Raw genomic sequence first — 25040 nt, forward strand, 5'->3', positions numbered from 1 at the left:
GTAATGTCCCCGCCATTGCCAGTACCCCCTGCTTCTGAGTTCATACCGCCTGTGGTAATATTCCCATTGGCAGTGAAAGCGATCGCGCCACCATTAGTTGTAATTTCTTTAGTACTCACATCTCCGGATGCTGTCGTTAAGCTAACTATTCCCCCTGCATCATTAAACGGCTGTAAAGTAACATTTCCACCCAAAGTAATTCCCTCCGGCACAGTTCCACTAGCAAAAGCAGGTACTGAGCCATAATTAATACCGCCATAAGCTAGAGTATTCTGCCCAGAACGCATAATTAACGCTGTACTCTTGTTTAAAGTTACAGTATCTTGTCCAGCAGGTAAAGTGCTAGTATCCGGTCTAGTAATATTTATATCACCCTGAAAGCGAATATTTCCCTTGCTTTCAACTAACAACGATGCCCCTGTATAGTTAGCTGCAACATCCACATCGCCATTACTGCTGATTATTGGGTCATAAAGGCTTACGAAGTTTGCCAGTCCCCCCGATACACTCCTGAGTGAAAAATTCCCACCACTGGCAAAATGAGCATCGCCAGAAATAATTCCATCACTGATTAAGCTGAAATCGCCCCCACTCACAAACGATGTCCGCGTTGGATGATTGAGGGCTAAAATGTCAATTCCTTGATTTCCCTCAATTGTGAGATTACCACCTGCTTGAGCTAAAAACGGAGTCGTCAAACTGTCTCGCACTTTCACAGTATCACTAGCTCGCAGTGTTAAATTTCTTCCTGCTTTTAGCTGTCCCTGCAAATCAAGTTTGTCAGCTACTAGTGTCAAGTCTTGCGGGGGTGTTAAATTTCCGGTGTTGGTAATAGTCGCACCTGGCTGACTTGCTGCATACTGCAAACCAGGTGTAATATTTATCGTCAATAATGGCGGTGCTTGGGGATTAGTAGCACTAAATTTACTGCCATTAGGAAACTTGAAACTGCTTGCCGTAGTTGCAGAAAATGAGCCGCCAATGTCTAACCGGGCATTTTTTCCAAAAACAATACCATTGGGATTAAGTAGGAATAAGTTTGCTTTCCCATTAGCACGAATTAAGCCATCAATATTAGAAATTGACTTACCTGTTACTCGTGTCAGGATGTTCTGAATATCCAGTGCATTATTGAAGAAAGCAGTACTGCCATTGGGAACAGAGAACTCCTGAAAGCTGTGGAACAAATTACCCCCTCTTGTGGTTCCACCCTCAATAATCCTGGTATTGCCCTCTAATTTCACATTGGAATTATTTGGCAGAGTGCTGTCTGGGGTGATTTGGGCAACTGAGATATTTGCATATAAAGCGATCGCACTGACAATTGCAATTCCTAGACCTTGCAACCAGTCCAAACGCGCAGTTTTAAAAGACATTGCACTCTCCTAATAGAAAAGGAAATTTAGCTTGTCAGCGTCAATTAAGAGTAGAAGTCAGGACTTACGCATTGACAAAATAGACAAAAAGTGCAGTTAATAAACAAGGAAAAAACAGGCGATACCTACAGTATTTACAGCGTTTTTCAGGTAAATGAAGTACACAGGTAGGGGCACAGCACTGCTGTGCCCTTAAGATAATCTGTACCTCACGCCTTTTATCCTCGAACATCTAAAACAGAAAGTGGGCTTGAATGCACGTAGTCAGTTTCTTGTCAATGCGTAAGTCTTGTAAGTGTCAGGATAATCAACTTATGCACAAGAGAGGATATTACCAAATTGGCGTTACTGAATCAAGTGAATAAAATCATATCACTGCTACCAATTAAAAATTAGAAGGGAAAGCCAGCCAAAAATGCCTGATTTCTAACAGTGAATAAACCAATATCACTGCTACCAATTAAGAATCAGGAAGGTTAACAAGCCTGAAACCACTCTGATTCCCAACAGTGAATAAACAAATCTCACTGCTACCTATTAAGAATCAGAAGGAAGAAAACAAGCTTACCTTCAGTTCAAATTGCAATATGCCTGAGCGCTACTTGTAGGGTTAAGAAGTTTTCCCTCGCTCCTATTTCCAAAATTGGAAATGTAGTTTCCGCTCATGACGATGCTTTCTTAGCTGACTTGGATTTATTCTTGTAGCTGTGAGGCAAACAGGAAATATCGCAGTCACAGAAGTATGTAATAAAGAAGGTTACACCTTATTTACATAATTGTCTTTCTGTTAATGCGTAAGTCCTAACACAATCTAAACTCAGGAGAAAAACAATGTCTAACATCAATAACCACGGAGTAGATATGAACAACAACACATTAGCCCAATTGAACTTGAGCGCAGTCAAGGAAATTAACGATGAGGTAGCTGCTAGCTGTAGTGGTGGTGAAGGATTTCTCAGCGGTCCTGGTTCTGATGCAGATGTAATTTTGTATAAAGATCCAGACGGCCAGGGACAGTCACTAGGCGTGAATGCAGTAACTGGTGATGGTGTTTCCAACATCGGGCTTCTAGGCGGGCAGGATACCACGTTCAACGATCAAACCTCATCTATTTTGGTTCGTAGAGGTACATGGAGTTTCTTTCAAGACCAAGGCTATGGTGGCGACAATACTGGTCTGCTGGCCCCAGGATTATACAATCTTGGGCATAACAACGACGCAATCACTTCCGCTTTCCGTAATGTCTAGATTTGACTTCCCTGGAACCGTACTAGGGATTGTTGTCTAGAGGGCAAAGCTGCCTCAGAGTAGAATGGCACGCTTGATAACGTGAAACTCTTACTATGACGGGGTGTAGGGGAGGAGTTGAGTTATTAACTGGTTTTATCTAGTTCTTAATTCTTCCCCTTACCCCCTCTCATCCTGCCAGATTAGGGATTTGTTTAAACCCTAATCTAAAACTCAGAAGAACAACAATGTCTAACATCAACAACCACGGAGTAGATATGAACAAGAAAACATTAGCAGAATTGAGTTTCAGCGCAGTGAAGCAACTTGACGATAAGGTTGCTGCTACCTGTAGTGGTGGTGAGGGCTATACTGGGGGCAATGACCCAGATGTAATTTTGTATAGAGATGCAGGATTCGGCGGCGGTAATCCTCTGGCGGTGAATGCATCAATATCTGATGGTATTAGCTACGTTGGTAATGATTTAAACGATCAAACCTCATCTATTGCCATTATCCGGGGTACATGGGACTTCTATAGAGAGGCCCAATATGGGAATTATCAGACCACTCTCGGACCAGGACTATACTCTTTCGTCCCACAACAGGGTATTGAAAACGACAGTCTAAGTTCCCTCTATCGTGTAGCATAGATTTAATTATCCTGCCGCCGTTATAGGGATTTTTGCCCAATGGAAAGCTGCCTTAGAGTATACATTTCTGATGCAGTATTAACAGTGTTCAGCTATCAGTTACTTAATATCAATAACTTCAGTTAGCAGTTATTCACTTTTGACTGATAACTGTTCATTGTTTACTTACTTTAATCATTAAACCAGGACTTACGCACTGTACAAAATGGCTATTATGTGGATAACGATTGGTTCAGAACACAAATCCGTTGGTTCAGAACACAAATCCGTTGGTTCAGAACACAAATCCGTTGGTTCAGAACACAAGTCTGTTGGTTCAGAACACAAGTCTGTTGGTTCAGAACACAAGTCTGTTGGTTCAGAACACAAGTCTGTTGGTTCAGAACACAAGTCTGTTGGTTCAGAACACAAGTCCGTTGGTTCAGAACACAAGTCCGTTGGTTCAGAACACAAGTCTGTTGGTTCAGAATACAAGTCCGTAGCGATGTCCACGACGGGCTATTCGGCGTCGCATTTGTAAAGCCACCATCACCCGGTTAAAATCGACAATACTCTGAGACAACCAAATATCCTTATTCACATATTCACATAATAGACAATTTGTATACTGCGTAAGTTCTATAAACAATGAAATACAACAGCGTATTGCAACACAGTGAGGAAGACTGTGGTGCTGCAAGCCTTGCCACAGTTTGCAAACACTACGGACGCACCTTTGCCCTCAACCGCGTGCGAGAAGCAGTCGGCACAGGTTCGCGGGGAACCACCTTGTTAGGTTTGAGACGGGGAGCAGAAACTCTAGGATTCCATGCTCGTCAAGTCCAAGCCACTCCAGAAGTACTAGAGAAATTAAATGAACTTCCCTTGCCTGCGATCATTCACTGGAAAGGCTACCACTGGGTAGTATTTTACGGGCTAAAGGGGAAAAAATGTATTATCTCTGATCCCGCAGTTGGTATCTGTTATCTCACCTTAAAAGAGTTAATGGCGGGTTGGAGTGATGGTGTGATGCTGCTACTGATGCCAGATGACAGCCGCTTCTATGAGCAATCAGAAGATAAAATTGGCGGTTTTGGGCGCTTCATTGCCCGGATATTACCCTATCGTAACCTGCTGATTCAGGCGATCGCAATTAACTTTGCGATCGGGCTGTTGTCCCTCGCCTCCCCTTTAATGATGCAACTCCTCACCGATGACGTGCTAGTGCGGGGAGATACCCAACTGCTAACAACGGTGGCAATTGGCGTCATTGCCATGAACCTAATTCAAAATGCCATTGGTTTGGTACAATCTCACCTGATTGGTCATTTTGGTCAACGGTTGCAATACGGGCTAATTCTAGAATACGGGCGAAAACTGTTACGCTTACCCTTATCATATTTTGAAGCGCGTCGCAGTGGGGAAGTCGTTAGCCGGATTGCTGATGTTCATACCATCAATAATCTAGTTTCCCAAATTGTCCTTGGTTTACCCAGTCAATTTTTTGTGGCTCTGGTTTCCTTGGGTTTCATGCTTTTCTATAGTTGGGAACTGACTCTAGCTTCCTTTGCAGCTTTCGTCATCGTCACAGGAGTCAACCTGCTTTTTCTTCCCGCCTTGCGCCGTAAAACCCGCAGTCTCATCGTTAAAAGTACGGAAAATCAAGGCTTTTTAGTCGAAACCTTTCACGGTGTTCAAGTCCTCAAAACCACCCAAGCGACAGATCAAGCTTGGCAAGAATATCAGACAAATTTTGGTCGCATTGCTAACTTAGGCTGGACTACGATGAAGTTGGGGCTTTACAGCAGCACAGTCACTAGTATTCTTTCCAAATTGACGAGTATTGGCATCCTCTGGTTAGGTTCTAGCTTGGTGATTAATCAGACATTATCTATCGGTCAACTGCTGGCGTACAGTGGTATGAGTGGCAGCTTTCTTGGCTTTTTATCGTCAGTAGTCGGGCTAATTGATCAATTTATCACTGCTCAAATTGTCGTTCAACGCTTGACAGAAGTTATAGATGCTACCCCAGAAGATGAAAATGACTTTAAAAAACCTTGGGCAGAAATTCCTGGCAATGCAGATATTAGTTGTTCTCAAGTTAACTTTCACCATGCTGGTAGAACTGACCTGTTAGAAAATTTTTCTTTAACTATCCCTGGTGGTCGAGTAATAGCCTTAATCGGTCAATCTGGCTGTGGTAAAAGTTCCCTTGGCAAATTAATTACCGGTTTATATCAAGTCCAATCTGGTAACATTCGTTATGGCTTATACAACCAGCAAGACTTATCTTTAGAATGTTTGCGACAACAAGTAGTATTAGTTCCCCAAGAACCTCATTTTTGGAGCCGTTCAATTGTTGAAAACTTTCGCTTCAGTTATCCCAATATTAGTTTTGAAGAGATAGTCAAAGCTTGTCATATTGCTGGTGCAGATGAATTCATTAGCAAATTACCCGATAAATATCAAACTGTTTTAGGCGAATTTGGTGCAAATCTTTCTGGCGGACAAAGGCAGAGATTAGCTATAGCCAGAGCAATTGTTACTGACCCACCTGTATTAATTTTAGATGAATCCACAGGCGCTCTTGACCCAGTAAGTGAAACGAAAGTTTTAGATAGATTACTTAATCACCGTCAAGGCAAAACCACAATTATGATTAGCCACCGTCCTCAAGTTATCAAACGGGCTGATTGGATTGTGTTGCTTGAAGATGGACACCTAAAAACTCAAGGCACTCCAGAAGAATTACGTCATATTCCTGGAGAGCATTTAAGCTTTATTAATGAGATTTATCCTTCTGGGAATGGGTTTAAATCTTCTTTAGTTATTCGGAATTAGTTATTGGGCATTTCACATATACTCAGCATTTATGATTAGTAACTCTCAAACCAATTTTTTACCCCCAGTTCAAGACAACGAGTTTCTCCCACCAATTAGCCGTTGGACTACATTTGGCGGACTATTTATCGTGTTTGTGTTGTCGTTAGCTATTCCTGTGGCTGCGGTTGTTAAATATAAAGTTACGGTCAAAGGACAAGCTGTTGTCCGTCCTGCGGGTGAATTGCCAATTGTGCAGGCTGCAATAGAAGGACAGGTAATGCAGATTTACGTCAAAGAAAATCAAACGCTGCAAAAAGGAGATATAATTGCCACTATTGATGACTCTCGACTGCAAACCAAAAAAACCGAGCTGCAAACGAATATTCAACAAGCTAGGTTACAACTAATTCAAACCGTTCCTCAAATTAATGCAATAGATAGTCAAATTCGGGCTGAAAGCGATCGCGCTAATCGGACTATTGCCTCTGCGAAAGCTGAATTTAAGGGACGCGATCGCGATCATCAAGACAAAAAAATTACCAGTATCACTGAAGTCCAAGAAGCAGAAGCCAACATCAAAATAGCCCAAGAAGAATTATATGCAGGGCAAGCACAGTTACAATCAGCACTAGCTAATCTTTACGCTACTGAAGCTGCTTTAGGAGCAGCGACATCAAAGCAGAACCGATATGAAAGTGCTGCTAAACAAGGGGCATTATCCCGCGATCAATTAGAAGAAGTACAGCTGGCTGTGAAACAGCAACAACAAGCTGTACAGGCGCAAAAAGCAACTTATAAGGCTCAAGAAAAAACAAATGAACGGCTAAAACAAGCTGTTTTAGGGGCTATTGCTAGACGCAATCGCGCTCAAGTAGCTCTCAACCCAAGCAATGCAGATGTAGCAATGGCAACTGAACACATTGCTCAAGAAAAAGCCTCTGGGGAAGTGAACAAAGCAACCTTAGAAAGAGAACGTCAAATACTCCTCAAGGAGAAAATTGAAACTGAAAAACAATTAGAGCGCCAAGAGAACGAACTCAAGCAAGCTGAAATCGACCTGAAGCAAACTACTATTACCGCTACAGCAGACGGGATTATTTCCAAGCTAAATTTGAGAAACCCCGGTCAAACTCTACGTGTCGGGGAGGAAGTTGTCCAAATTGTTCCCAGTCATGCGCCTTTAGTTATCAAAGCAGCTGTAGGTTCTGAGGCTAAAAGTAAGGTAAAAATTGGTCAAGAAGTGCAAATGCGAGTCACAGCTTGTCCTTATCCCGATTATGGCACTCTCAAAGGCAAAGTGAAAGCGATCGCCCCAGATGCTGTTAGTTCGCAAAAAGATGATGCAAATGCTGATACAAATTCTACCCCCAAAGCAACTGCTGTAGGCGCTTTTTACGAAGTCACAATTGAGCCAGAAAAACTTGCATTAGGTCGCACTACAAAGAAATGTCAAATTCAATTGGGTATGGATGGCAGAGTTGATATTATTAGCCGCGAAGAAACTGTACTGCAATTCTTACTCCGCAAGGCAAGGTTGATCGCGGATTTGTGACGTTGACCACTTGCTTCCAATCGCCAGAGCCGCCCAACACTGAAGCTTAATTACCTAATAATATTATGTCCGCATAGTTAGTTGTGATTCCCACAGTCATTGCACCCCACACGCCAGATGCTCCACTTGGGGAGACCCCTCTGAGCGCTGGCTCCCCTTAATCCCCTCCCCGCTCTTCGGGCTACCGTGTATACACAAGTCTAGTTGGCAATCAAATGGACAGAAAAGAACGGAAAATTATTTTTAAAATCCTTGATTTTCCGTTATGCCTCTATCAATAATCTGACACTATTGATAATCAACTTGATCAAATCAAAACCTTGCCCATTAAGGCTTGTATCTTACCAGGCAAGGATTTTAGGACTTGTGTATACACCGTAGGCTCTTCGGGAGGGGAGACAAAGCATAGCTTTGGCGGGGTGGGGTTCTTAGGGTTTAATAAGTAATCAAGCGGACATGATATAACTGTCATATAAATCAAATGACGGTTATTTTTCATTTGTAAAGATAAATTTTATTCAACTAAGGGTTGTGGAGTAATAGAAAATTCCCGACGGCGTTGAATAAATAACACAACAACACCACTTACAACTACGCCAAAGGCAGAAGGAATAAATGGTATCCATAGCCCTTGTTTTAAAAGAGCGATCGCACAAACTCCATATAAAATGACAACTATCGCAACTATGGCGCATCCCTTATCTGACACCGAACGAACGCGCCAAATAATCAGACTCCCAACTACAGACCAGCCGCATATCCAGAGAATATCCCCCCAGTAAGGCAAAACCCAAAGAATTGGACGTTGGTCTAAAACTGTACTCAAAATTTGGCTAACCATTTGCGCTTGGATAAATACCCCTGATATTTCTTGGTAATCTTGCTGTGTAGTACTGTAGGGAGTTGACCAAGTATCGCTGACAGTGTTAGCTGTCACTCCAACGATCGCTATCTTATCTTTAAGTAGATCGGGATTAACTTTATCGCTCAATATATCTTCAAGGGAAACTCTTAGATAATCAGTATTACGGTAATTGATCAGTATTTGACTTCCGCCTAAATTAACTCCCTGTTGATAGCCACCACTGCGGCCAGGTTTTAAGCGGTTAAATACTTTCGAGCCAAACTGTAAATAATCTTCCTTAAATTTAGGTTGAATCTTTTCGGAAGATAAGTAACGAGCAGCTAATTGCAACGAAAGCGAATAAGGTGTTGTACAAGTCGAAGAAGGCTCTTGTGCCATCATCAAAATTTGGCGACGGATGATACCATCTGGGTCTTTAATTGCATCAGTAAAACCCTGACGTTCTACAGGTACTTCTTTCGGAGGTTTAACACCTTGGGGGTCATATTTATTATCACGGCTTTTGCAGGCAACAACAACATTCTCTTTGCTAATTTCTGGGGAAAGTTTTATTGGTTGTAACTTATTCGGTGGATCGGCAAAGTCTCTGTAAATATCTAATCCAATAATTCGCGGTTGATGCTTTTGTAATTGTTTAAGTAATGTCGCTAAGGTACTATCCGAAATTGATTTTAGCCCTAGCGTTGTCTGTTGTCGAGATTGAATATCTTTTTCGGTGATTTCAACAATTATCAACCTTCGATCTGGGTCTTCATTAGGTCGCAGTCGCAGTATTTGGTCAAAAGTTTGCAGTTCGATTTTCTCAAAGACTCCCAAGTATCTCAAACCTATTGTTGAAACAGCCACAACAAAAGTACTAAGTAGTACAGTCAAAAGTTTAGATTTTGGTGTTGCAATTTTACCTTTTGTCGAAACTTCACCCACAAATTTAGGATCACCAAAATTGCCAGATAGTTCTTGCCACGTAGTAGGAACAGTTGTAGGATTTTGACAGATAACTGGCAACCAACTGGCGCAAGGAAATTCATTTTCTAATCCTTGAAGTCTTTCTCGTGCTTCTCGTACAGCCAAGTAAAATGGTTTGCTACCCGCAAAGGCAATAAGAAAGTTTTTTAAGAACTCCTGTGCTATTAAATCTGGCACTATTTCCCGCATTACAATCATTTGGGGAATGTTCAAATCAGCTAGATTTCGTGCTAAACCAATTCCGTTACAAGAATTGAAAATTGCCAGTTTTAAGCCGCGACTAATTGCTGTATTGAGTGCATTTTTAAGCTGGGGAATTGTTAAAATTTCTGTCTGATTGATGTAAAATTCTCCTATCTCTCCATCAGCAATACTAGTGCTATGTCCGGCAAAAAATAGAATATCCCAATCTAGATTCCATAGATGCTCATCAAGTTCTTTACGTGTTGGTTCGATAAGAAACGTAGTTTGGGCATCTGTTAAACCTTCTAACAAAGTGCCGTCTTGATCAATATCAATACCAACACTGTTGCCTAAAATTGCCAAAATTTTGACTTTAGCTGTAGGAGATTTTGGCAATACTTGAGGAGATGCATATTCATGATTGCTCAAAGCTAATTCAGCTTTAGGATAATCTTCAAAAAAATTCCACAGATGCCAAGGCAACCGATGCAGTAAAACTATATTCGTTTCAATTATGACTCTAATTTCATCATCCCGATTAAGTAGAGTCCGCAACTGCCGCTCAATATTCTGAAATGACTCAAATTTCAACCAAGCATTGATATTTGCTTGTAGCTGTTGACACACTTCATTGAAGTCATTGACAGAAATATTGCTTATGTCTTGCGAATGCACTTTTATCCGTTGATTGCTACCCAGGCTTTGATGGATGGCTTCGTAGAGTAGCTGCCATCTCCGGTAGAGTTCGCTTAATTCTGGTACTGCTGGCAAACTGCCTGTTAATTTTAGGAGTAAAAATTGATTATGATGCCAAAGTTGAGCCGTGACAACAGGAAATCCTTTATTTAAATCTCCTCCTAATAAGCTGAAGACAACTAGCTTACTCATAAGTCAAGTGAACTCTATCATTCGTGATTAACTAATGACTAATCAATACCACTTTGAGGCTGCTGGCTCCTAATGACTAAATCATAAAATTTTCTGTTATTTGATAATTATTCAGAGCAACCTGGATAGAAAAACATTCTCCCACTTCCCCATTAAAGAGTTTCAATTGCATATAGATATCTTGAACTCTTGCTTGTACTTGTTGAATTATTCCCTCTTGATCTGAAAGTAAAACTAGCTTGATATTAGCGGGTAGGTAAGGTTGATTGCAAGCTGGATGTAGCTGCACGCGAATACTAACTTGTTGGGTAGCCTTAGTGATTAAGGCAACTAATAAAATAACTTTTTGAGCCTCTATTTCCATTCCCAAGTCAATCAGCTTGGCGCGTTTAATCGGGGTAGCATTTAACCCAGAAGAACTGCGGAAATTAAAAGCTAGGTTACTGGAGTTTTGCTCAAAAAAAGTCTCTATGGCTTGCCAAGAAGCATCGTAAATCTGCTCCAGCCAACGACTAAGATTCACTTGTACTTGGGAAAATTGCGTAGGCGCAGCCCGTCGTAGATATCGCAGCCTTTGTTGATACAACCATTGCCGCCACTGTTCATTCTCTAATAGCATTCCCCAGGTTGTAAATGGTAGTGCTAATCTCAGAAATGTCACTGAAGAATTGCTTAACATCTGCTGCACATATTCTACTTCAGCAGTCGATAATTCTGGTAGTGGTGCGATCGCAGTTTTCATCTCCTCTGTTCCACAAAATTGGTAGGTCATCCAAAAAGCATTAAGGTCTTTAATTAAGTGCTGTGCATCTACACAATAAGTCCTATCTACTTGGTCATAGTCTGCCAGTGATTTAAGTTGAGTATGGGTTATGTAGCCCCAAATTCTTACCCTCTCGCCATCTGGTGTAACTTGTATTGCTAAATAATAGTCTGCCGCCCAAGTGGGAATGTCTACCCATTCTTGAGGAACTTCTAACTCACTATCATCAATTGCCTCGCTGGGAATTAAAACGACTCGCTTTTCCTTTAACAAAATTGCTGTACCATTGACAAATTCCCAAAAAGCAGGAATACCAGGAGAACTGTACCAGATACTTGCTTCTGGAACATATTCAGCTTTTACCCAATTCAAAAACTCATGAAGGCAAATTTGATTCATGTAAGCACGCCAGCGACTGCTAGGTGTGGCGTAAACTTGGCTTTCTTGCCAAGAACTTGTCTGTAATGATGGTGATATTTCTAACAATAGTTCCTGCGGTTCTGTAAAAGCAGAAGTCATTTTTACTACCTCATCTTTCATAACGTCAGCTAAATTCGCCATACTTAACTTTCAACCATTCTTCCAAAGCGGTACTCATATCATTAACTAGGTTGGAAGTCACAGAAATATTAAGCGTATCTTGACTCCATTCGATCAATGCTTTCAACATTGATTCTCTAGCTTTGAGTAGCCGACGAGAAACAGTAGGCTGACTCATTTGTAGGCGTTGTACAATCTGTGGCTGAGTCAGTCCCTGTTGGTAGTAAAGTTTAAGTATTTCCTGGGTTTTCGCCTCAAGATTTTGTAAAGCTTTTAACAATATATCTTGAATCTGAGATTGTTGATTTTGTTTGTTTTGGGCATCCTCTTGGGCTATCATCTCAGCGATTAATGAGTCAGAAGATGGATCTGGCAAATCAAGAGTTGTTCTGCCGTCATCTTCTGATCTGACTAAATTTAGAGAACTAACAGGCGGAAACAGATAAGTACGCACGTAGATAGCTGCCTGGGTTAACCACTGTTCAATTTTTTCTCTCGTGCATTGTGGAGTAGGTTGAGTTAATTGACTTTGGCATTCGCGGTTATAGAGGTTGACAATCGCTTCCCAAAGCTGGTGGTCTGGCTCCGGTAGTGCCTTTGTGCCTCCTGGTTGGTTTTGCACATAAAGTTCTTTGAAACAAGTCCAGGCTAAACGATATTGGGCAATTACAGAAGGTGATAATCCAGTTTTATCAAGAGCTTCTAAAAACTGCTTTTTGCTCACTTTGCGTAATAATGCCCAATTTGTGCAGATATCAGCTTCCTTACGTTGGCGTAAAATGTCTTTTAACCGACTAGGAATTGCTATAGTGGCATAGGCTTTTAAACTAGAGCATTTTTCTGGGTTAAAGTTTTTGAGAATTGTTTCGATTTCAGCATTCGCCATTTGAAAATAATCTGCTAGGCTGTATTGACTATTTGTAAATTTGGCAATTGTTTTTTTGGCAGCCCAATAATTTGGTTCTTGTAAATAAGCAGACAGATGCATTCTAGCAAGGCGATTAGATTGCGATCGCCAGCGCTTATGCCAATGTAACGCCCAAAAGTTTTCTGAGTTAGGGACAAATGGTGAAGACTCCAAGCAATTTTGAATGCTTCGACGTAGTTTGATATCAATCAACCATTTGCTAAATCTGTCTTTTTCCAACTCAACGAAGGTTGAGAACATCTCGGTAATTTCTTGACGAGGACGCATAAGCAGTTAAAAATTTAAATTGATCCGAAGTTAAGCAACTATCAAAGAAAGCCGCAGACACATCTGTGGACATGGCAAGATACTAGTTTAATAATTTGCAAATATAATAGCCCAGTTAGAGGATGTTTTAAAAGTTCCAGAAGGGATAATTTGCCGTTCTGACTTGGGTTAACTCCTACGAAAAATTAAGGTTTTAGCCATGTACCGAGATACTTAGCTGTGCTAATTATGAAAGCAAAAGAGCCTTTTAAAACATCCTCTTAAAACCCTTGTGTTTATTCAGGATGGGTTTTTGCATAGTGTGCCAATGGCAGCACTTTACAATAGTAAGTTCGCACTACTCTTTCTGATCGGCTGTTCTCACAGCCGATAGTATTACTTATTAATTAATTTAATTTATCAATTGGAAAAACAAAGATATTTGCTCCTATTAGTAAAAGTTCTTAAAATGCTGGTGTGAAATCAGCCAGCAAAAATTTGAGTTCCTCTTTCTAGTCTCAACCTAAGAAATTTGTAGCGGAGGAAATAGCTTGAACATCCTAGAATTTTCTCTATTGGTCTGGCTTGGTTCTTTGATTGCCGGATTTTTAGGGGCACTGACTGGGTTAGGTGGTGGAGTAGTAATTGTTCCCTTCCTCGCTGTAGTTTGTGGAGTAGATATTCATTACGCCATTGGTGCTTCTCTAGTCTCTGTAATTGCTACGTCTAGTGGAGCGGCTTCTGCCTACGTCAAGGAAGGCTACACAAATCTGCGGTTGGGAATGTTCCTAGAAGTAGCTACAACTTTTGGCGCAATATTCGGAGCAACTATAGCAGCAAAGATTTCTACTGGAATGCTCACTATTGTCTTTGGGTTTGTTTTGCTCTACTCGGCATATTTGTCGCGTCAAACCAGAAATGAAGACCTCAACAGTTTACCATGTAACCCTTTAACCATTCGATTGAAGCTCAGTAGTACATATCCGACATCAACGGGAGAACAGCCTTACAACGTAGTTAATATTACCTCTGGATTTGGATTAATGTTGGTGGCTGGTGTAATTTCTGGATTGCTGGGCATTGGTTCTGGAGCTTTCAAGGTCTTGGCAATGGATCAAATTATGCGTATCCCGTTCAAGGTTTCTACAACCACCAGCAATTTCATGATTGGGGTGACGGCGGCGGCTAGCGCTGGAATCTACTTGAACCGAGGTTACATCGACCCCGGATTAACAATGCCCGTAATGTTAGGGGTACTGTTGGGTGCTGTTTTAGGGGCGCGGGTATTGATCAGAGCCGAGGTAAAACTTTTACGAAATATTTTCAGCGTTGTCATTTTGGTACTAGCGTTAGAAATGATTTATAAAGGTCTAACTGGGAGGCTTTAAAATGGCTCAAAAAAGGCGTACTAAGTTTGAGCAGCGCTTTGAACAATTTATTGTCAATCTGTTAAGAGTCGGAGTCATCCTTGCCACCACTTTGGTTTTAGTGGGTGGAATTTTATACTTAATCCGCCACGGGACTGAGGTTCCTAATTACCAGTTTTTTCGGGGAGAACCAGCAGAGTTTCGCACTCCAGCCGGGGTCAAAACATCAATATTATCAGGTCGTAACCGAGGCATTATTCAACTAGGACTACTGCTGCTGATTGCTACTCCAGTTGTACGAGTTGTTTTTTCGCTGTTAGCCTTTATGCGACTAAAAGATTATACCTATGTAATTGTGACTTTAATTGTACTGGTTGGCCTGATATACAGTCTGATTGGAGGAAATTTTTAGATATATCTTAGGGTTAGCGCATCTCAAAACCTATTGACAAGGGGACTCGTCTGATCAGTAATAAAATTTGAAACAAAGTGGCGCTATCAGAGCTAGGTAGGACTTACGCAAAACTAGACGCCCTCCGGGGCAATTCATAAATTGCCCCTACGTAAAAATAAGGGTTTCAGCTATTGTTTGCGTAAGTCCTGCTAGGGTAAGATTTAATCCATCTAGCCCCAAGATCCGATAATGCCAGCAGGATTGCTATATGCTAATTCTCCTCACTTTTTCTCAAAATAACCTGGAATTATTCACCAGTTGGGATGTCGATACGGTACTGAAAAAGATTGATAGTTATCAGAATATTTGGTTGCGGTGTATTCACTTCCGCGATCGCACTGGAACTGCCAAAATTATCAAGCACTTTGGACTCAATCCATCTCGTGTTAACATGATTTTCAACCATTCCCCTCTAGGAATTGATGAAGACGTAGAAGATTGTTTATTTGACAGCTATGAAATTCTAACTCCTCAAATAAAAAATCACGAGTTTGAGGTTGCGCGTGGCAATATTGTGGTTGGAAATAATTTTATCATCACCTTTGAAATCACTGAACTAAAAGTTTTAAGTATTCTAGCTAATAATCTGCAAAAGCGAACTCTAGATATTCCAAAGTTGGGAATTGACTATCTTTTTTATCTCATTTTTAAAGATGTTTTGAATAATTACGAAACTGTATTTGACTATATTTCTAGAAAACTTGATGATTTAGAAGATGAAGTATTAGAGAATTCTGGTGATGAATCAACGTACCAAAAAATTGCCACGATGAGACAATCTACTCGTTCGGGACGCCGTAATTTTCAAAGCATCAAGTCACTTATGGCTATTATGGATCGCGAAGATTTCCAATGGATCACCCAGCCAGTGAAGGAACTATTCAATCAAGAATTGGTTCATCAGGTTGATAAACTCTGGCAAGAATATCAAGCTCTGAGAGCCTGGATGTCAGAATTAATGGAAATTCAACGCGATAATATTGCTAGCAAAACCGGTGAACGAATTAATCGCTTGACTATCCTCTCGACCATATTCTTACCAATCACTTTCATGTCTGGTTTCTATGGTATGAACTTCAAATATATGCCGGAATTAGAGCAACCTTGGGCTTATCCTGCTGTGATCTGCGTGATGGCATTAATTGTGATTGGTAGCATTACTTATGCTAAAAAACAACGTTGGTTGTAGCATCTATTAAGTTACGAACAAAAATAGATTTACACCAGATGTGTCAACCATATCTGGGACCGACCACAATACTTCCATCTGGCATAATAGTCAACCCCAGCAAAATTATTCTCCCCAGCAGCATACCTTCTCAATAACTCCTGAGCATCCATACCCTAACTTTGGTACGTAATTGTAAATTATTAATTATTTTGACATTTGATGTGTCGTTGTAGTCAAATAAATTATTGCTCAGTAATTAGACTCAATCAACCCTAAATCGGTAAAAAACGTGAATCTCCCATTGATTATTCGTGCTGAAGCACACAACGAGAAAACGGCGATTGCTACAACGGAAGGAGCATTTACCTATCGGGATTTGCTCCACACTTCTAGTCAAATAGCAACAGGTCTTCTTGAGAATACAGAAGATTTACACGAGCAGCGAGTTGCTTTTCTCATCCCGCCAGGGTTTGAGTATGTAGCCACTCAATGGGGGATTTGGCGGGCTGGTGGCATAGCTGTACCTCTGTGTATTTCCCACCCGCGACCAGAATTGGAGTATGTCATTACCAATTGTGGAGCATCGATTATTGTTGCTCATCCCAATTTTGAGGGTATACTGCGATCGCTCGCTACTGAAGGAAATTTGCGATTTATCCTCACCTCAGAAACGCTCCCATCTAATGTTGGTCGTCTCCCAGAGGTAGATATCACTAGACGCGCCTTAATTCTCTACACGAGCGGTACAACAGGTAAACCGAAGGGTGTGGTTACAACTCATCAAAATATTCAAGCGCAAGTAACTAGCTTAATCACCGCTTGGGAATGGACATCTAGCGAACGCATTTTGCATATCCTGCCACTACATCATATTCATGGGATTATTAACATACTGACTTGTGCTTTATGGGCTGGGGCGGAGTGCCAGATGTTGAGCAAGTTTGATCCCAAAACTGTTTGGAACCGAATTTGTGACGGTGACTTAACCCTATTTATGGCAGTACCAACAATTTATGTGAAACTGATTGCTGCTTGGGAAACTAGCTCTAAGGAAAGCCAAAAAAGTATGTCAGTAGGCTGTGCTAAAATGCGCCTGATGGTTTCTGGCTCGGCGGCGTTACCAGTTCAAGTTTTAGAAAAGTGGCAGACCATCAGCGGCCATTTTCTGCTTGAGCGATATGGGATGACGGAAATTGGCATGGCGCTATCTAACTCTTTACACGGTGAACGGCGATCGGGATATGTCGGAAAGCCTCTACCTGATGTTGAAGTAAGGTTAGTAGATGAGAGCGGGGAGTTAGTCTCAGCAGGAACACCAGGAGAAATCCAAGTTAAAGGCCCCGGAGTGTTTCTAGAATATTGGCAAAACCCCCAAGCAACCGCCAAAGCCTTCCAAGATGGCTGGTTCTGTACTGGAGATACCGCTGTAGTTGAGAACGGCAACTACCGTATTCTGGGACGGATGAGTGTGGATATCATCAAAACGGGAGGGTATAAAGTTTCAGCTTTAGAAATTGAAGAAGTGCTGCGATCGCATCCAGATATTCAGGAATGTGCAGTGGTTGGGGTTGCAGATATAGAGTGGGGTGAACGGGTCTGTGCTGCGTTAGTATTGCAACAGTCACAACCTTTAACATTAGAATCTTTCAGGAGTTGGGCAAAAGAGCGATTGGCTGTCTATAAGGTACCAACCCAAATTCTGACGGTTGAAGAATTACCTCGCAACGCTATGGGGAAAGTGACTAAGCCGACAGTAGTTGAGCTATTTCGCTCATAGCGATCATCACGTCGCTTTGCTCCGAATTCAAAATTCAAAATTCAAAATTCAAAATTAATAATCCCTATAGAACCCATTTGATATCTTTTTTAGGTAGCAACCCTTGCCAATGACTTTGGCTTTTAACTCGCTTTTGTTAATTGCAAAGAGCAGAAATTCCCTGGACAAGCCAGTTAGCGCTTGTGCCTCTGCAATGGTCAGTAGCAGCTTATCGGCGATCGGCACTATTGGCTGATTGTCGCCCCTACCCAGCAGGGATTCAATGATTGAGGATAACTTGTCAATGACTCCAATCTCGCCGAACTAATGCTGAAAGCCACAATCGCGCAACAACTTTGATGACTAGAGGTTTAAGCATACATTATGGGCAAACTTAACCTAGTGGTCAAATTGTTTATCACTATGAAGGAATAGAAAACTATGAAATTGAATCTCAATTATAAGGAGATGCCAATTTTATCGTACATTCAACGTAAGGAACTACCAGCGAAACCTGGCATTTATTATGTGGGTAATAGTATCTCTCCTGTGATGTATGTTGGACTTTCGCGGAATTTGAAAAGCCGTCACATAAACCATCATCGCCAAGGACAGTTTGAAGGTATTGAAAATGCTGTGATCCGCTATCGGCTCGTAACAGAGGATTTATTAGCTGCAATCTCAGACTTAACAGAGACTCTCAGGAAGTTGGAGAAGCAAGCTATTAATTACTACAAGCCACTTCTCAACGACACACCTGTACCAAATCAACCAAAATTTACAACTGTATATGGCCCGACTTATATTCAAATTCACAAAGCTAAAGAAGCGGGCTACTGTTCACATTTTGACGCAGAAGATGGGGATGAGTTGACAATAAACACTAGTAGACTATCTCTAGTAAATAGAGCTATCGAAGAAAATCGCCCCATTTTCTTGATAGCATCTGGGTCTTACAAAGATTATGAGATAGCAGGTTATGATAACCTATCTGAACTGGTTGTCTACAGAAATGAAAGAATTTATGTTCTTATAAGTCGCTTCATCCCGTATGGATATGAAGAGTCTAATTGCTTTGGTTACGATTATGTTGTCTATGGGGAAACTTCCAAAATATTTCTCAACCCTTATATCATCCTCAACAACAGACCAGGATTTAAGGAATTTAGAGGCAGTTATTTAAAATTGGGATTTACAAATTGTGAACGTTCCCCTTTTACTAAGGAACTATTAGGTCTAGGCGATTTTAATTTACTTTCCCGCCCCTGAGCAAATTAACACTAAAACCCAATCACAGAAACCGCCTTTCGTTTCTGATCTGGCGTGACCTCTAGATAACGCTGCAACGTACCCAAGTCGCTATGATCAGAAATTTCCTGAATAGTTCTCAAAGGTATCCCAGCGCTGGACATCTGCGTGAGGGCAGTTCGCCTAAACGAGTGGGTGCTGACTCCCTCAACTCCAATCCGCTTGCAGGCATCCCGCAGAATCTTGTCTGCCATGAATCGAGTTAAACGCTCAGTCACACCGCACATACCAGGGAACATTGCCCCTTTTTGGGCTGGTATTCGCCAAGTCTTGCTGCAAGTCCTGGTGGGATGTCCACAATCCGGGTTTTGTGCTTGCCTTTGGTGGTAAACTTGCGAAAAGTGATAGCACCAGATTTGATATCAGTCGTCTGGAGTGCTAGTGCTTCTGATACGCGACAACCAATGAAAAGGCAAATCCCAAACAAATAGAGCGCGTAGGCGTAGCTTGCCACAGGCATCGCGGGTGGTTAGTAATCCCACGCTGAATAATCGCTTCAGTTCGTCTTGGGTTAGTATCTTGCCTTGTCCGTTGCCGTCTACTTTCATTTTTCAACCTTTTCAGGGGTTACACGTTTGGTCTAAAAGGAGCTATTTATGGTATCACTTTTCGCACGATGTCTTGCAGAATTCCTTGGCACATTTGTGCTAGTTTTTGGCGGATGTGGAAGTGCTGTTTTTGCAGCAGCATTTCCAGATGCGAAAGCCAATGAATTAGGAATTGGCTTTGTAGGTGTTGCTCTGGCTTTTGGTTTTACAGTGCTAATTATGGCCTACGCAGTTGGTCATATCTCCGGCGCTCATTTTAACCCAGCTGTATCATTTGGTCTTTGGTCAGGAAAGCGTTTTCCTGGCTCTGAATTGCTTCCATACATTATTGCTCAGGTATTGGGAGCAATATTAGCCGCAGGTCTAGTTTATTTAATTGCCACTGGGAAACCAGGATTTACGCTTTCTGGTTCCAATCCATTAGCGACAAATGGTTTTGGAGTACATTCTCCTGGAGGCTATTCACTGGCTGCTGGTTTCATTACAGAGGTTGTACTTACCTTCATTTTTTTAATTGTGATCTTAGGTGCAACAGATGGTCGTGCGCCAAAGGGCTTTGCACCAATTGCTATTGGTTTGGCATTAACACTTATTCATTTGGTCAGCATACCCATAACGAATACATCGGTTAATCCGGCTCGTAGTACTGGTCCGGCACTTTTTGCTGGTGTAGAACTGTTTAAGCAAGTATGGCTGTTTTGGGTAGCTCCAATTTTAGGTGCGATATTGGCAGGTCTATTCTATTCAAAGGCTTTAGGTGAATCAGGCGCACCAGTTGTAGGTGAGGCAGAACGTGAATTTTCGCCCGATGTGGATGATTATTCCCGACGATAGTAAGGAAAAAGCAGCCCAAGAAATAATCTCTTCTATTGCTTTTATGTAATTGCGTCTCGCAGGAATTTCCTGGACAACCCAGTTAGAGCTTGCGCCTCTGCAATAGTCAGTAGCAGCTGATCGGCGATTGGCACTACTGGTTGATTGTCGCCCTTACCCAGCAGGGGTTCAATGATTGAGGATAACTTGTCAATTACCCCAATCTCGCCAGACTGATGCACTAGTTTACCTGTCTGTTGCTGTTGCTGTGTCGTTATTTGACGAGATTCAAAGGCAGGTTTTACGGTCGGTTGGTTCAGTTCTTCCTTAAATGCTTCCAGTTCGGTTTGATCAAAGTTAGCAGTCGGTCTAGTTTTACCTTTCTCGTAGGTAACACTGATTTTACCCTGCTGTACATAACGCTCTAATGCTCGGACACTCACACCAAGAAAGTCTGCTGCTGACTGCTTGTTCATGGGATTACCGCCAAATTTCGCAAAATGCTACCATATAAGTTAGGCGATGTCTGGCGGTATTGGTCAATTTGGTGAGAGCGAGCACTAATCATGTGCTGCTTTCTCCGTAACCCTCAATGTCGCCAAACGACAAAAACCCGACAAAGGGACGAGGCGATCGCCCGTAACAAGTTTGCAAACAAGGGGTTATTCACCAGAGAAGCAGGAGAAGGCGATGGTGACGGTGCTGCAACAGGCGGAGTTGCTATGTAGGAATTCAGCTGCAACACCTGTACCTAAGTGTAAATACATAATTTAAGAGTGCATTCCTACAGTGTATTAATTGCTTTATAAAAACATATCTCTTGTTTATCTAGTTTATCCTGTAATTTTGTTATTACGTTAGTTGTAAATCTTAAATCAGTTCCCATAATATCTAAAGTTTTATATGGTTTGCTACTTCGGATCTTGATGAGTCTATCAATAGTAGACTGTCTAATACCAGTACCTTTAAAAGCAGCCGTCAATTCATGTTTAGTTGCAGTGTTAATATTGGTAGAATTTTTTGGATCAGTTACATTTCCATTAGAATTATGAAAAGTCCAGTTGGGTATTTTAGTGTTATTTGCAACTTGTTCTGTTAGAATATTTAAGCCGATTACAGTGTCATCCTTAGCGGTAACAACTGTCGTTATAATTTTATCTGATTCGAGAAAATAAATATTTCTAAGTCCTAACTTTCTTTGTAAAAGAGGTGGACAGGAAGGAGCAATCATAAAAGCTAAATCAGATGGTATTCCATCAGAATTAGATGGTTCAAATTTGACATCATTTAACCATTCACTAAATGTATTAAAGTGGCTGCTCAACATCTCATAGTTTTTAGCTTCGCCAAAGGCTCTAGCAACAGTTTGGCCATTATGTAGTAACTCTGCATAGCAGTCAAAGGCATGACCTGCTATTACAGTAGTAGTGGAAACATTTGACAAAGTGTATGCTGTTCTACTTAAAAAACTAGCCCACCGTTTTTTGCATTCTGCTTCAACTAAATTACGAGCATCTCCTTCAAAAACCTGTTCAGGTGCTTCTTGAAAGTATTTTTCATGAATTTCTAGTATGGCATTACCATAGTTTCGACAGAATTCCCTTAATGTATTAGTAGAACTTATCGAGATATTTTTTATTTCTTTCCATGCTTGGTTAAAGTTTCTATAACCGCTATAAGCTCCTTCAATCCGATTTTCAATCTTTTCTCTAATTATTTCAAATTCATTGCTGTACCCCTTGTTTAAATTGATGACTGAATCACCAATAAGACTTTGAATAACAGAATCTTCTGCTATAAAACTTCCTACATTATCAGAAGTACCTACTAAATACATCAATAGACGAATTCTTGAACTAAATTCTTGAAAAGCCCTTCTAACTAATTGCTTTAATACTAATCTAGTTTCTTGAATTTCTTGTGGAAATGCTGCTAAAGCATCTAACTCATCTGCAAGGTATACAAAACTGAATCTGGGGTCTACTTCGGAAATTTCGGAGATGAGATAAAAAAAGAATTGTTCATATACATCTAAACTTTCAGTAATATACTTTTTAAATTTGTTGCGAAATGGCATTAATGCCTTTATAGTTTTTAATTGAGAAACTTGATGATTTTCTAAATACTCACTTAAAATATTTTCAGCTACAACCCTAACTGAATTAGATAAATTTTGATTGTGTAACAACTCCCAAAAGGTATCAGCCAGAATATGACAGTAAAACTTAACACGAAAATCAGAGCCAAGCGGTATATCAGAAAGCTGAAATTGAACAACTATTGAATGATTTAAAAAAGTCTGTTTAGTTTTAGTTAATTCATTTAGATAAGTTAAAAGTGAAGTCTTACCACTACCTACTAAGGCAGCAACAAATCTAAAAGTAAAATTTTTGTAGTTCTTTAGAGAGGTAAGACTTCACAACACTTTTAGTTACTGTACCCTCATTTGAATAAGAATGAGCGTAAAGCAAATAAAGTAGTTGTACTGTTGAAAGCTGACTCATAAATACTTTAACCTTCTCAATTTAATTATGAGAAAAAAGAATTAATTCTGTTTTTAAAATTATTTGTTAAAACAGAGCTATTTCACCCCACCGTATATTGTATATAATCTTTTTAACGTAAGCTTCAGTAATATTACTAACACTGTACCCTTAATCATTAAAAATATGAAGCTCCCCAAAAATTACTGCATCATGTGGAGATGTACCTTAATCGGTGGAATTGGGACAGTAATAGCCCCAGAATTTGGTACATTAATCGGAATAGGAGTCAATGTAGAAGTGGGTTCCCTCAGTTGTGGAAAGGGGCCATTGTGGTTATCGATAACCTGAAAGTTCATCACGCCGAACGTGTAAGGCTTGCAATTGAGTCCGTCGGTGCAAAAGATCAAGTTTTTGCCTCCCTACTCTCCAGATTTATCTCCTATAGAACCCATTTGATATCTTTTTTAGGTAGCAGCTAGTCTTTTGAGCATCAATCTGATAAAACAAAGCTTGAGCTTGGCATTGGCAGGAGCCAGTGTTCGGTCAAAATTTTTGACTAAACTTTGACATCGCTCCACTCAAGCGTTTGACCTTTCAATAACCCATCTAGCGGCAACAGGCACAAAGCCAGATTTTCCAGCAGCTTCTTTTTCAGCTTTTGATGGTTTGGCTGAGAGTTCAAATTGGATTTTAGTCATAATCTGGGGATAAATCTGCTCTAACGCTTGGGTCAGTTTTTCCGGGTGATAGCCATTTACTACCAAGATTGTAATCTTGGCCGATCGACAGGTTTAGATATGAAATAATCAATGTTTTGCTGGAACATTTCAATCAAGCCGCAATCATCAGACAAGCTGGCTTTAAATAAATTTAGTTGCTCTGTCATCAGGACGCAGTATTTCGAGACGCGCGGCGCGAGAAATACATTTTTTTCTTCCCCATAAATAAATTTAGTTGCTCTGTATCATGAGTCTGTTTCGATCAACGCTGAATTATTTGTCGGAAATCGAAGGGTTTAAGACCCCAACCATTACACGTAGCTCGGAGTTTCGGTGTCTCCGACTCCGCTCAATTTCAGTCAGGGTTTAAATAAGAGTCTGAAATTGTCTAAAATGTTTGAATGCGTGAATGTGTGAATTTTGAATTGTTAATCTTTGTGATGATTAAACCGAATTCCTAGAAAGATGTCATAAACAAACTCAAAAAAATCTTTTTTCTGTAACAATCCTGAAGTTTGATAACATCCTTTTTCATCTAATAGCGGCTTCATGAGATAATAGCTGGGCTGATAATTGTACCAAGGAATAGAAGGCCACAAATGATGAATTAAGTGGTAATTCTGTCCCATAATCAGGATATTGAGAACTGGGTTAGGATAAACACGAGCATTTTTCCAGCGATCGCGCTCGGCAAAAGGACGATGAGGCAAATAATCAAAAAATAATCCTAGTGCTATCCCCACCACAAAAGCCGGTATAAACCAAAAATTGAGAATGTAACCCAAAAAGTTGTACTGAACTGATATATAAACAATTACACCGACAATTAAACGGCTGATGAACCATTCTAATAGCTCATATTTACGCCACAGTCGCCGTTGAAAGAAAAATACCTCGTGGTATAAAAACCGCACTGCAATCAACCATAGCGGGCCACCAGTAGAGACATAATGATCTGGATCGTTTTCGGGATGATTAACATGGGCATGATGCTGTAAATGCACCCGCGTAAACACTGGAAAAGCAAAAGCAAGCATCAATGCACTGCCATGCCCTAACATCGCATTAATCATCCGGTTCCGATGGGCAGATTGGTGACACGCGTCATGAATTACCGTTCCAGCACAATGCAAGGCAATTGTGTTAACGCTAAAGCACAGCCAGTGCGGCCATTCCCAAAGCCAGTAACCAAAGCTAGATAACACCAGCATTGCCACAGCTACAAAAAAGAGCAGCAGCGTGGGATTGAAATCACCAGGAGGCGCTAAAAATTCCTTGGGTGGGATTGTCAGTGGCTTTTGTGCCTCCGATGTGATCATTTCTAAAATTGACTCCTTCTTGATCAAACATTACGAATATACAATAAATATTAATGAATAATAAATTTTTGTAAATTTTTGTATAGCAATATTTATCTAGCGCTTTGCAT

The 25040-nt window shown here is 40.8% G+C and carries 24 protein-coding genes; 13 read left to right on the forward strand and 11 right to left on the reverse strand.

The window, feature by feature from the left end:
• Positions 1–1376 (reverse strand): filamentous hemagglutinin N-terminal domain-containing protein (locus V7K36_RS08245; RefSeq protein ID WP_335114753.1); only part of this gene is annotated, 1376 nt, incomplete at its 3' end.
• A gap of 831 nt (positions 1377–2207) precedes the next feature.
• Here V7K36_RS08245 and V7K36_RS08250 point away from each other — a divergent pair.
• The 5 genes from V7K36_RS08250 (at position 2208) to V7K36_RS08270 (ending at position 7610) form a co-directional block, all read left to right on the forward strand.
• Entirely contained in the window at positions 2208–2624 is a 417-nt protein-coding gene (locus V7K36_RS08250) for a hypothetical protein (RefSeq protein ID WP_335114755.1), read from the forward strand.
• Positions 2625–2851: 227 nt separating this feature from the next.
• The gene (locus tag V7K36_RS08255; protein ID WP_335114757.1) at positions 2852–3256 is read left to right on the forward strand and encodes a beta/gamma crystallin-related protein; all 405 of its coding nucleotides are present in this window, start codon (positions 2852–2854) and stop codon (positions 3254–3256) included.
• A 205-nt stretch (positions 3257–3461) separates the two neighbouring features.
• Entirely contained in the window at positions 3462–3776 is a 315-nt protein-coding gene (locus V7K36_RS08260; RefSeq protein WP_335114759.1) for a hypothetical protein, read from the forward strand.
• Between the two features lie 107 nt (positions 3777–3883).
• Entirely contained in the window at positions 3884–6076 is a 2193-nt protein-coding gene (locus V7K36_RS08265; RefSeq protein WP_335114761.1) for a peptidase domain-containing ABC transporter, read from the forward strand.
• A 31-nt stretch (positions 6077–6107) separates the two neighbouring features.
• On the forward strand, positions 6108–7610 hold the full coding sequence (locus V7K36_RS08270; RefSeq protein ID WP_335114762.1) for an HlyD family efflux transporter periplasmic adaptor subunit: 1503 nt from the start codon (positions 6108–6110) through the stop codon (positions 7608–7610).
• A 514-nt stretch (positions 7611–8124) separates the two neighbouring features.
• On the opposite strand, the gene V7K36_RS08275 is transcribed toward V7K36_RS08270, so the two are convergent.
• The 3 genes from V7K36_RS08275 to V7K36_RS08285 form a co-directional block, all read right to left on the reverse strand.
• Positions 8125–10512, reverse strand: a complete 2388-nt coding sequence (locus V7K36_RS08275) for a CHASE2 domain-containing protein (protein ID WP_335114764.1) — start codon at positions 10510–10512, stop codon at positions 8125–8127.
• Between the two features lie 76 nt (positions 10513–10588).
• Positions 10589–11794, reverse strand: coding sequence for a DUF1822 family protein (locus V7K36_RS08280; protein WP_335114766.1), 1206 nt, complete (start codon positions 11792–11794; stop codon positions 10589–10591).
• 25 nt (positions 11795–11819) lie between these two features.
• On the reverse strand, positions 11820–13010 hold the full coding sequence (locus V7K36_RS08285; RefSeq protein WP_335114768.1) for a sigma-70 family RNA polymerase sigma factor: 1191 nt from the start codon (positions 13008–13010) through the stop codon (positions 11820–11822).
• A gap of 530 nt (positions 13011–13540) precedes the next feature.
• Between V7K36_RS08285 and V7K36_RS08290 the strand changes: the two genes are divergently transcribed.
• The 6 genes from V7K36_RS08290 to V7K36_RS08315 all read left to right on the forward strand — a co-directional run bounded on the left by V7K36_RS08290 (position 13541) and on the right by V7K36_RS08315 (position 19006).
• Complete coding sequence (locus tag V7K36_RS08290; protein WP_335114770.1) at positions 13541–14377, forward strand: sulfite exporter TauE/SafE family protein; 837 nt, start codon at positions 13541–13543, stop codon at positions 14375–14377.
• A 1-nt stretch (position 14378) separates the two neighbouring features.
• The gene (locus tag V7K36_RS08295) at positions 14379–14768 is read left to right on the forward strand and encodes a DUF1634 domain-containing protein (protein ID WP_335114772.1); all 390 of its coding nucleotides are present in this window, start codon (positions 14379–14381) and stop codon (positions 14766–14768) included.
• A gap of 250 nt (positions 14769–15018) precedes the next feature.
• Positions 15019–15999 carry a magnesium transporter CorA family protein gene (locus V7K36_RS08300; protein ID WP_335114774.1) on the forward strand — a complete coding sequence of 327 codons (981 nt, stop codon included), beginning with the start codon at positions 15019–15021 and terminating at the stop codon, positions 15997–15999.
• A 271-nt stretch (positions 16000–16270) separates the two neighbouring features.
• Positions 16271–17758 carry an acyl-CoA synthetase gene (locus tag V7K36_RS08305; protein ID WP_335114776.1) on the forward strand — a complete coding sequence of 496 codons (1488 nt, stop codon included), beginning with the start codon at positions 16271–16273 and terminating at the stop codon, positions 17756–17758.
• A 140-nt stretch (positions 17759–17898) separates the two neighbouring features.
• Positions 17899–18024 carry a hypothetical protein gene (locus tag V7K36_RS08310; RefSeq protein WP_335114779.1) on the forward strand — a complete coding sequence of 42 codons (126 nt, stop codon included), beginning with the start codon at positions 17899–17901 and terminating at the stop codon, positions 18022–18024.
• Between the two features lie 154 nt (positions 18025–18178).
• On the forward strand, positions 18179–19006 hold the full coding sequence (locus V7K36_RS08315; protein ID WP_335114781.1) for a GIY-YIG nuclease family protein: 828 nt from the start codon (positions 18179–18181) through the stop codon (positions 19004–19006).
• An 11-nt stretch (positions 19007–19017) separates the two neighbouring features.
• On the opposite strand, the gene V7K36_RS08320 is transcribed toward V7K36_RS08315, so the two are convergent.
• Entirely contained in the window at positions 19018–19401 is a 384-nt protein-coding gene (locus V7K36_RS08320) for a tyrosine-type recombinase/integrase (RefSeq protein WP_442948447.1), read from the reverse strand.
• A gap of 6 nt (positions 19402–19407) precedes the next feature.
• Complete coding sequence (locus tag V7K36_RS08325) at positions 19408–19593, reverse strand: hypothetical protein (RefSeq protein WP_335114784.1); 186 nt, start codon at positions 19591–19593, stop codon at positions 19408–19410.
• A gap of 48 nt (positions 19594–19641) precedes the next feature.
• Here V7K36_RS08325 and aqpZ point away from each other — a divergent pair, with 48 nt between their 5' ends.
• Entirely contained in the window at positions 19642–20427 is a 786-nt protein-coding gene (gene aqpZ, locus V7K36_RS08330; protein WP_335114786.1) for an aquaporin Z, read from the forward strand.
• Between the two features lie 41 nt (positions 20428–20468).
• Here the strand turns inward: aqpZ and V7K36_RS08335 are convergent, their stop codons facing one another.
• Complete coding sequence (locus tag V7K36_RS08335) at positions 20469–20882, reverse strand: helix-turn-helix domain-containing protein (protein ID WP_335114788.1); 414 nt, start codon at positions 20880–20882, stop codon at positions 20469–20471.
• 90 nt (positions 20883–20972) lie between these two features.
• Between V7K36_RS08335 and V7K36_RS08340 the strand changes: the two genes are divergently transcribed.
• Positions 20973–21134, forward strand: a complete 162-nt coding sequence (locus V7K36_RS08340; protein WP_335114790.1) for a hypothetical protein — start codon at positions 20973–20975, stop codon at positions 21132–21134.
• Positions 21135–21190: 56 nt separating this feature from the next.
• On the opposite strand, the gene V7K36_RS08345 is transcribed toward V7K36_RS08340, so the two are convergent.
• The 4 genes from V7K36_RS08345 to crtR form a co-directional block, all read right to left on the reverse strand.
• A complete protein-coding gene (locus tag V7K36_RS08345) occupies positions 21191–22594 on the reverse strand; it encodes a hypothetical protein (RefSeq protein WP_335114792.1) in 1404 nt (467 codons plus the stop codon).
• 498 nt (positions 22595–23092) lie between these two features.
• Positions 23093–23299, reverse strand: a complete 207-nt coding sequence (locus V7K36_RS08350; RefSeq protein ID WP_335114794.1) for a hypothetical protein — start codon at positions 23297–23299, stop codon at positions 23093–23095.
• 171 nt (positions 23300–23470) lie between these two features.
• Positions 23471–23656: a hypothetical protein gene (locus tag V7K36_RS08355; RefSeq protein ID WP_335114796.1), complete on the reverse strand. Its 186-nt coding sequence runs from the start codon at positions 23654–23656 to the stop codon at positions 23471–23473.
• Between the two features lie 383 nt (positions 23657–24039).
• Positions 24040–24930 carry a beta-carotene hydroxylase gene (gene crtR / locus V7K36_RS08360; protein WP_335114798.1) on the reverse strand — a complete coding sequence of 297 codons (891 nt, stop codon included), beginning with the start codon at positions 24928–24930 and terminating at the stop codon, positions 24040–24042.
• Positions 24931–25040: the final 110 nt, after the last annotated feature.

This window comes from Nostoc sp., from assembly GCF_036919555.1.
Taxonomy (GTDB): Bacteria; Cyanobacteriota; Cyanobacteriia; order Cyanobacteriales; family Nostocaceae; genus Nostoc.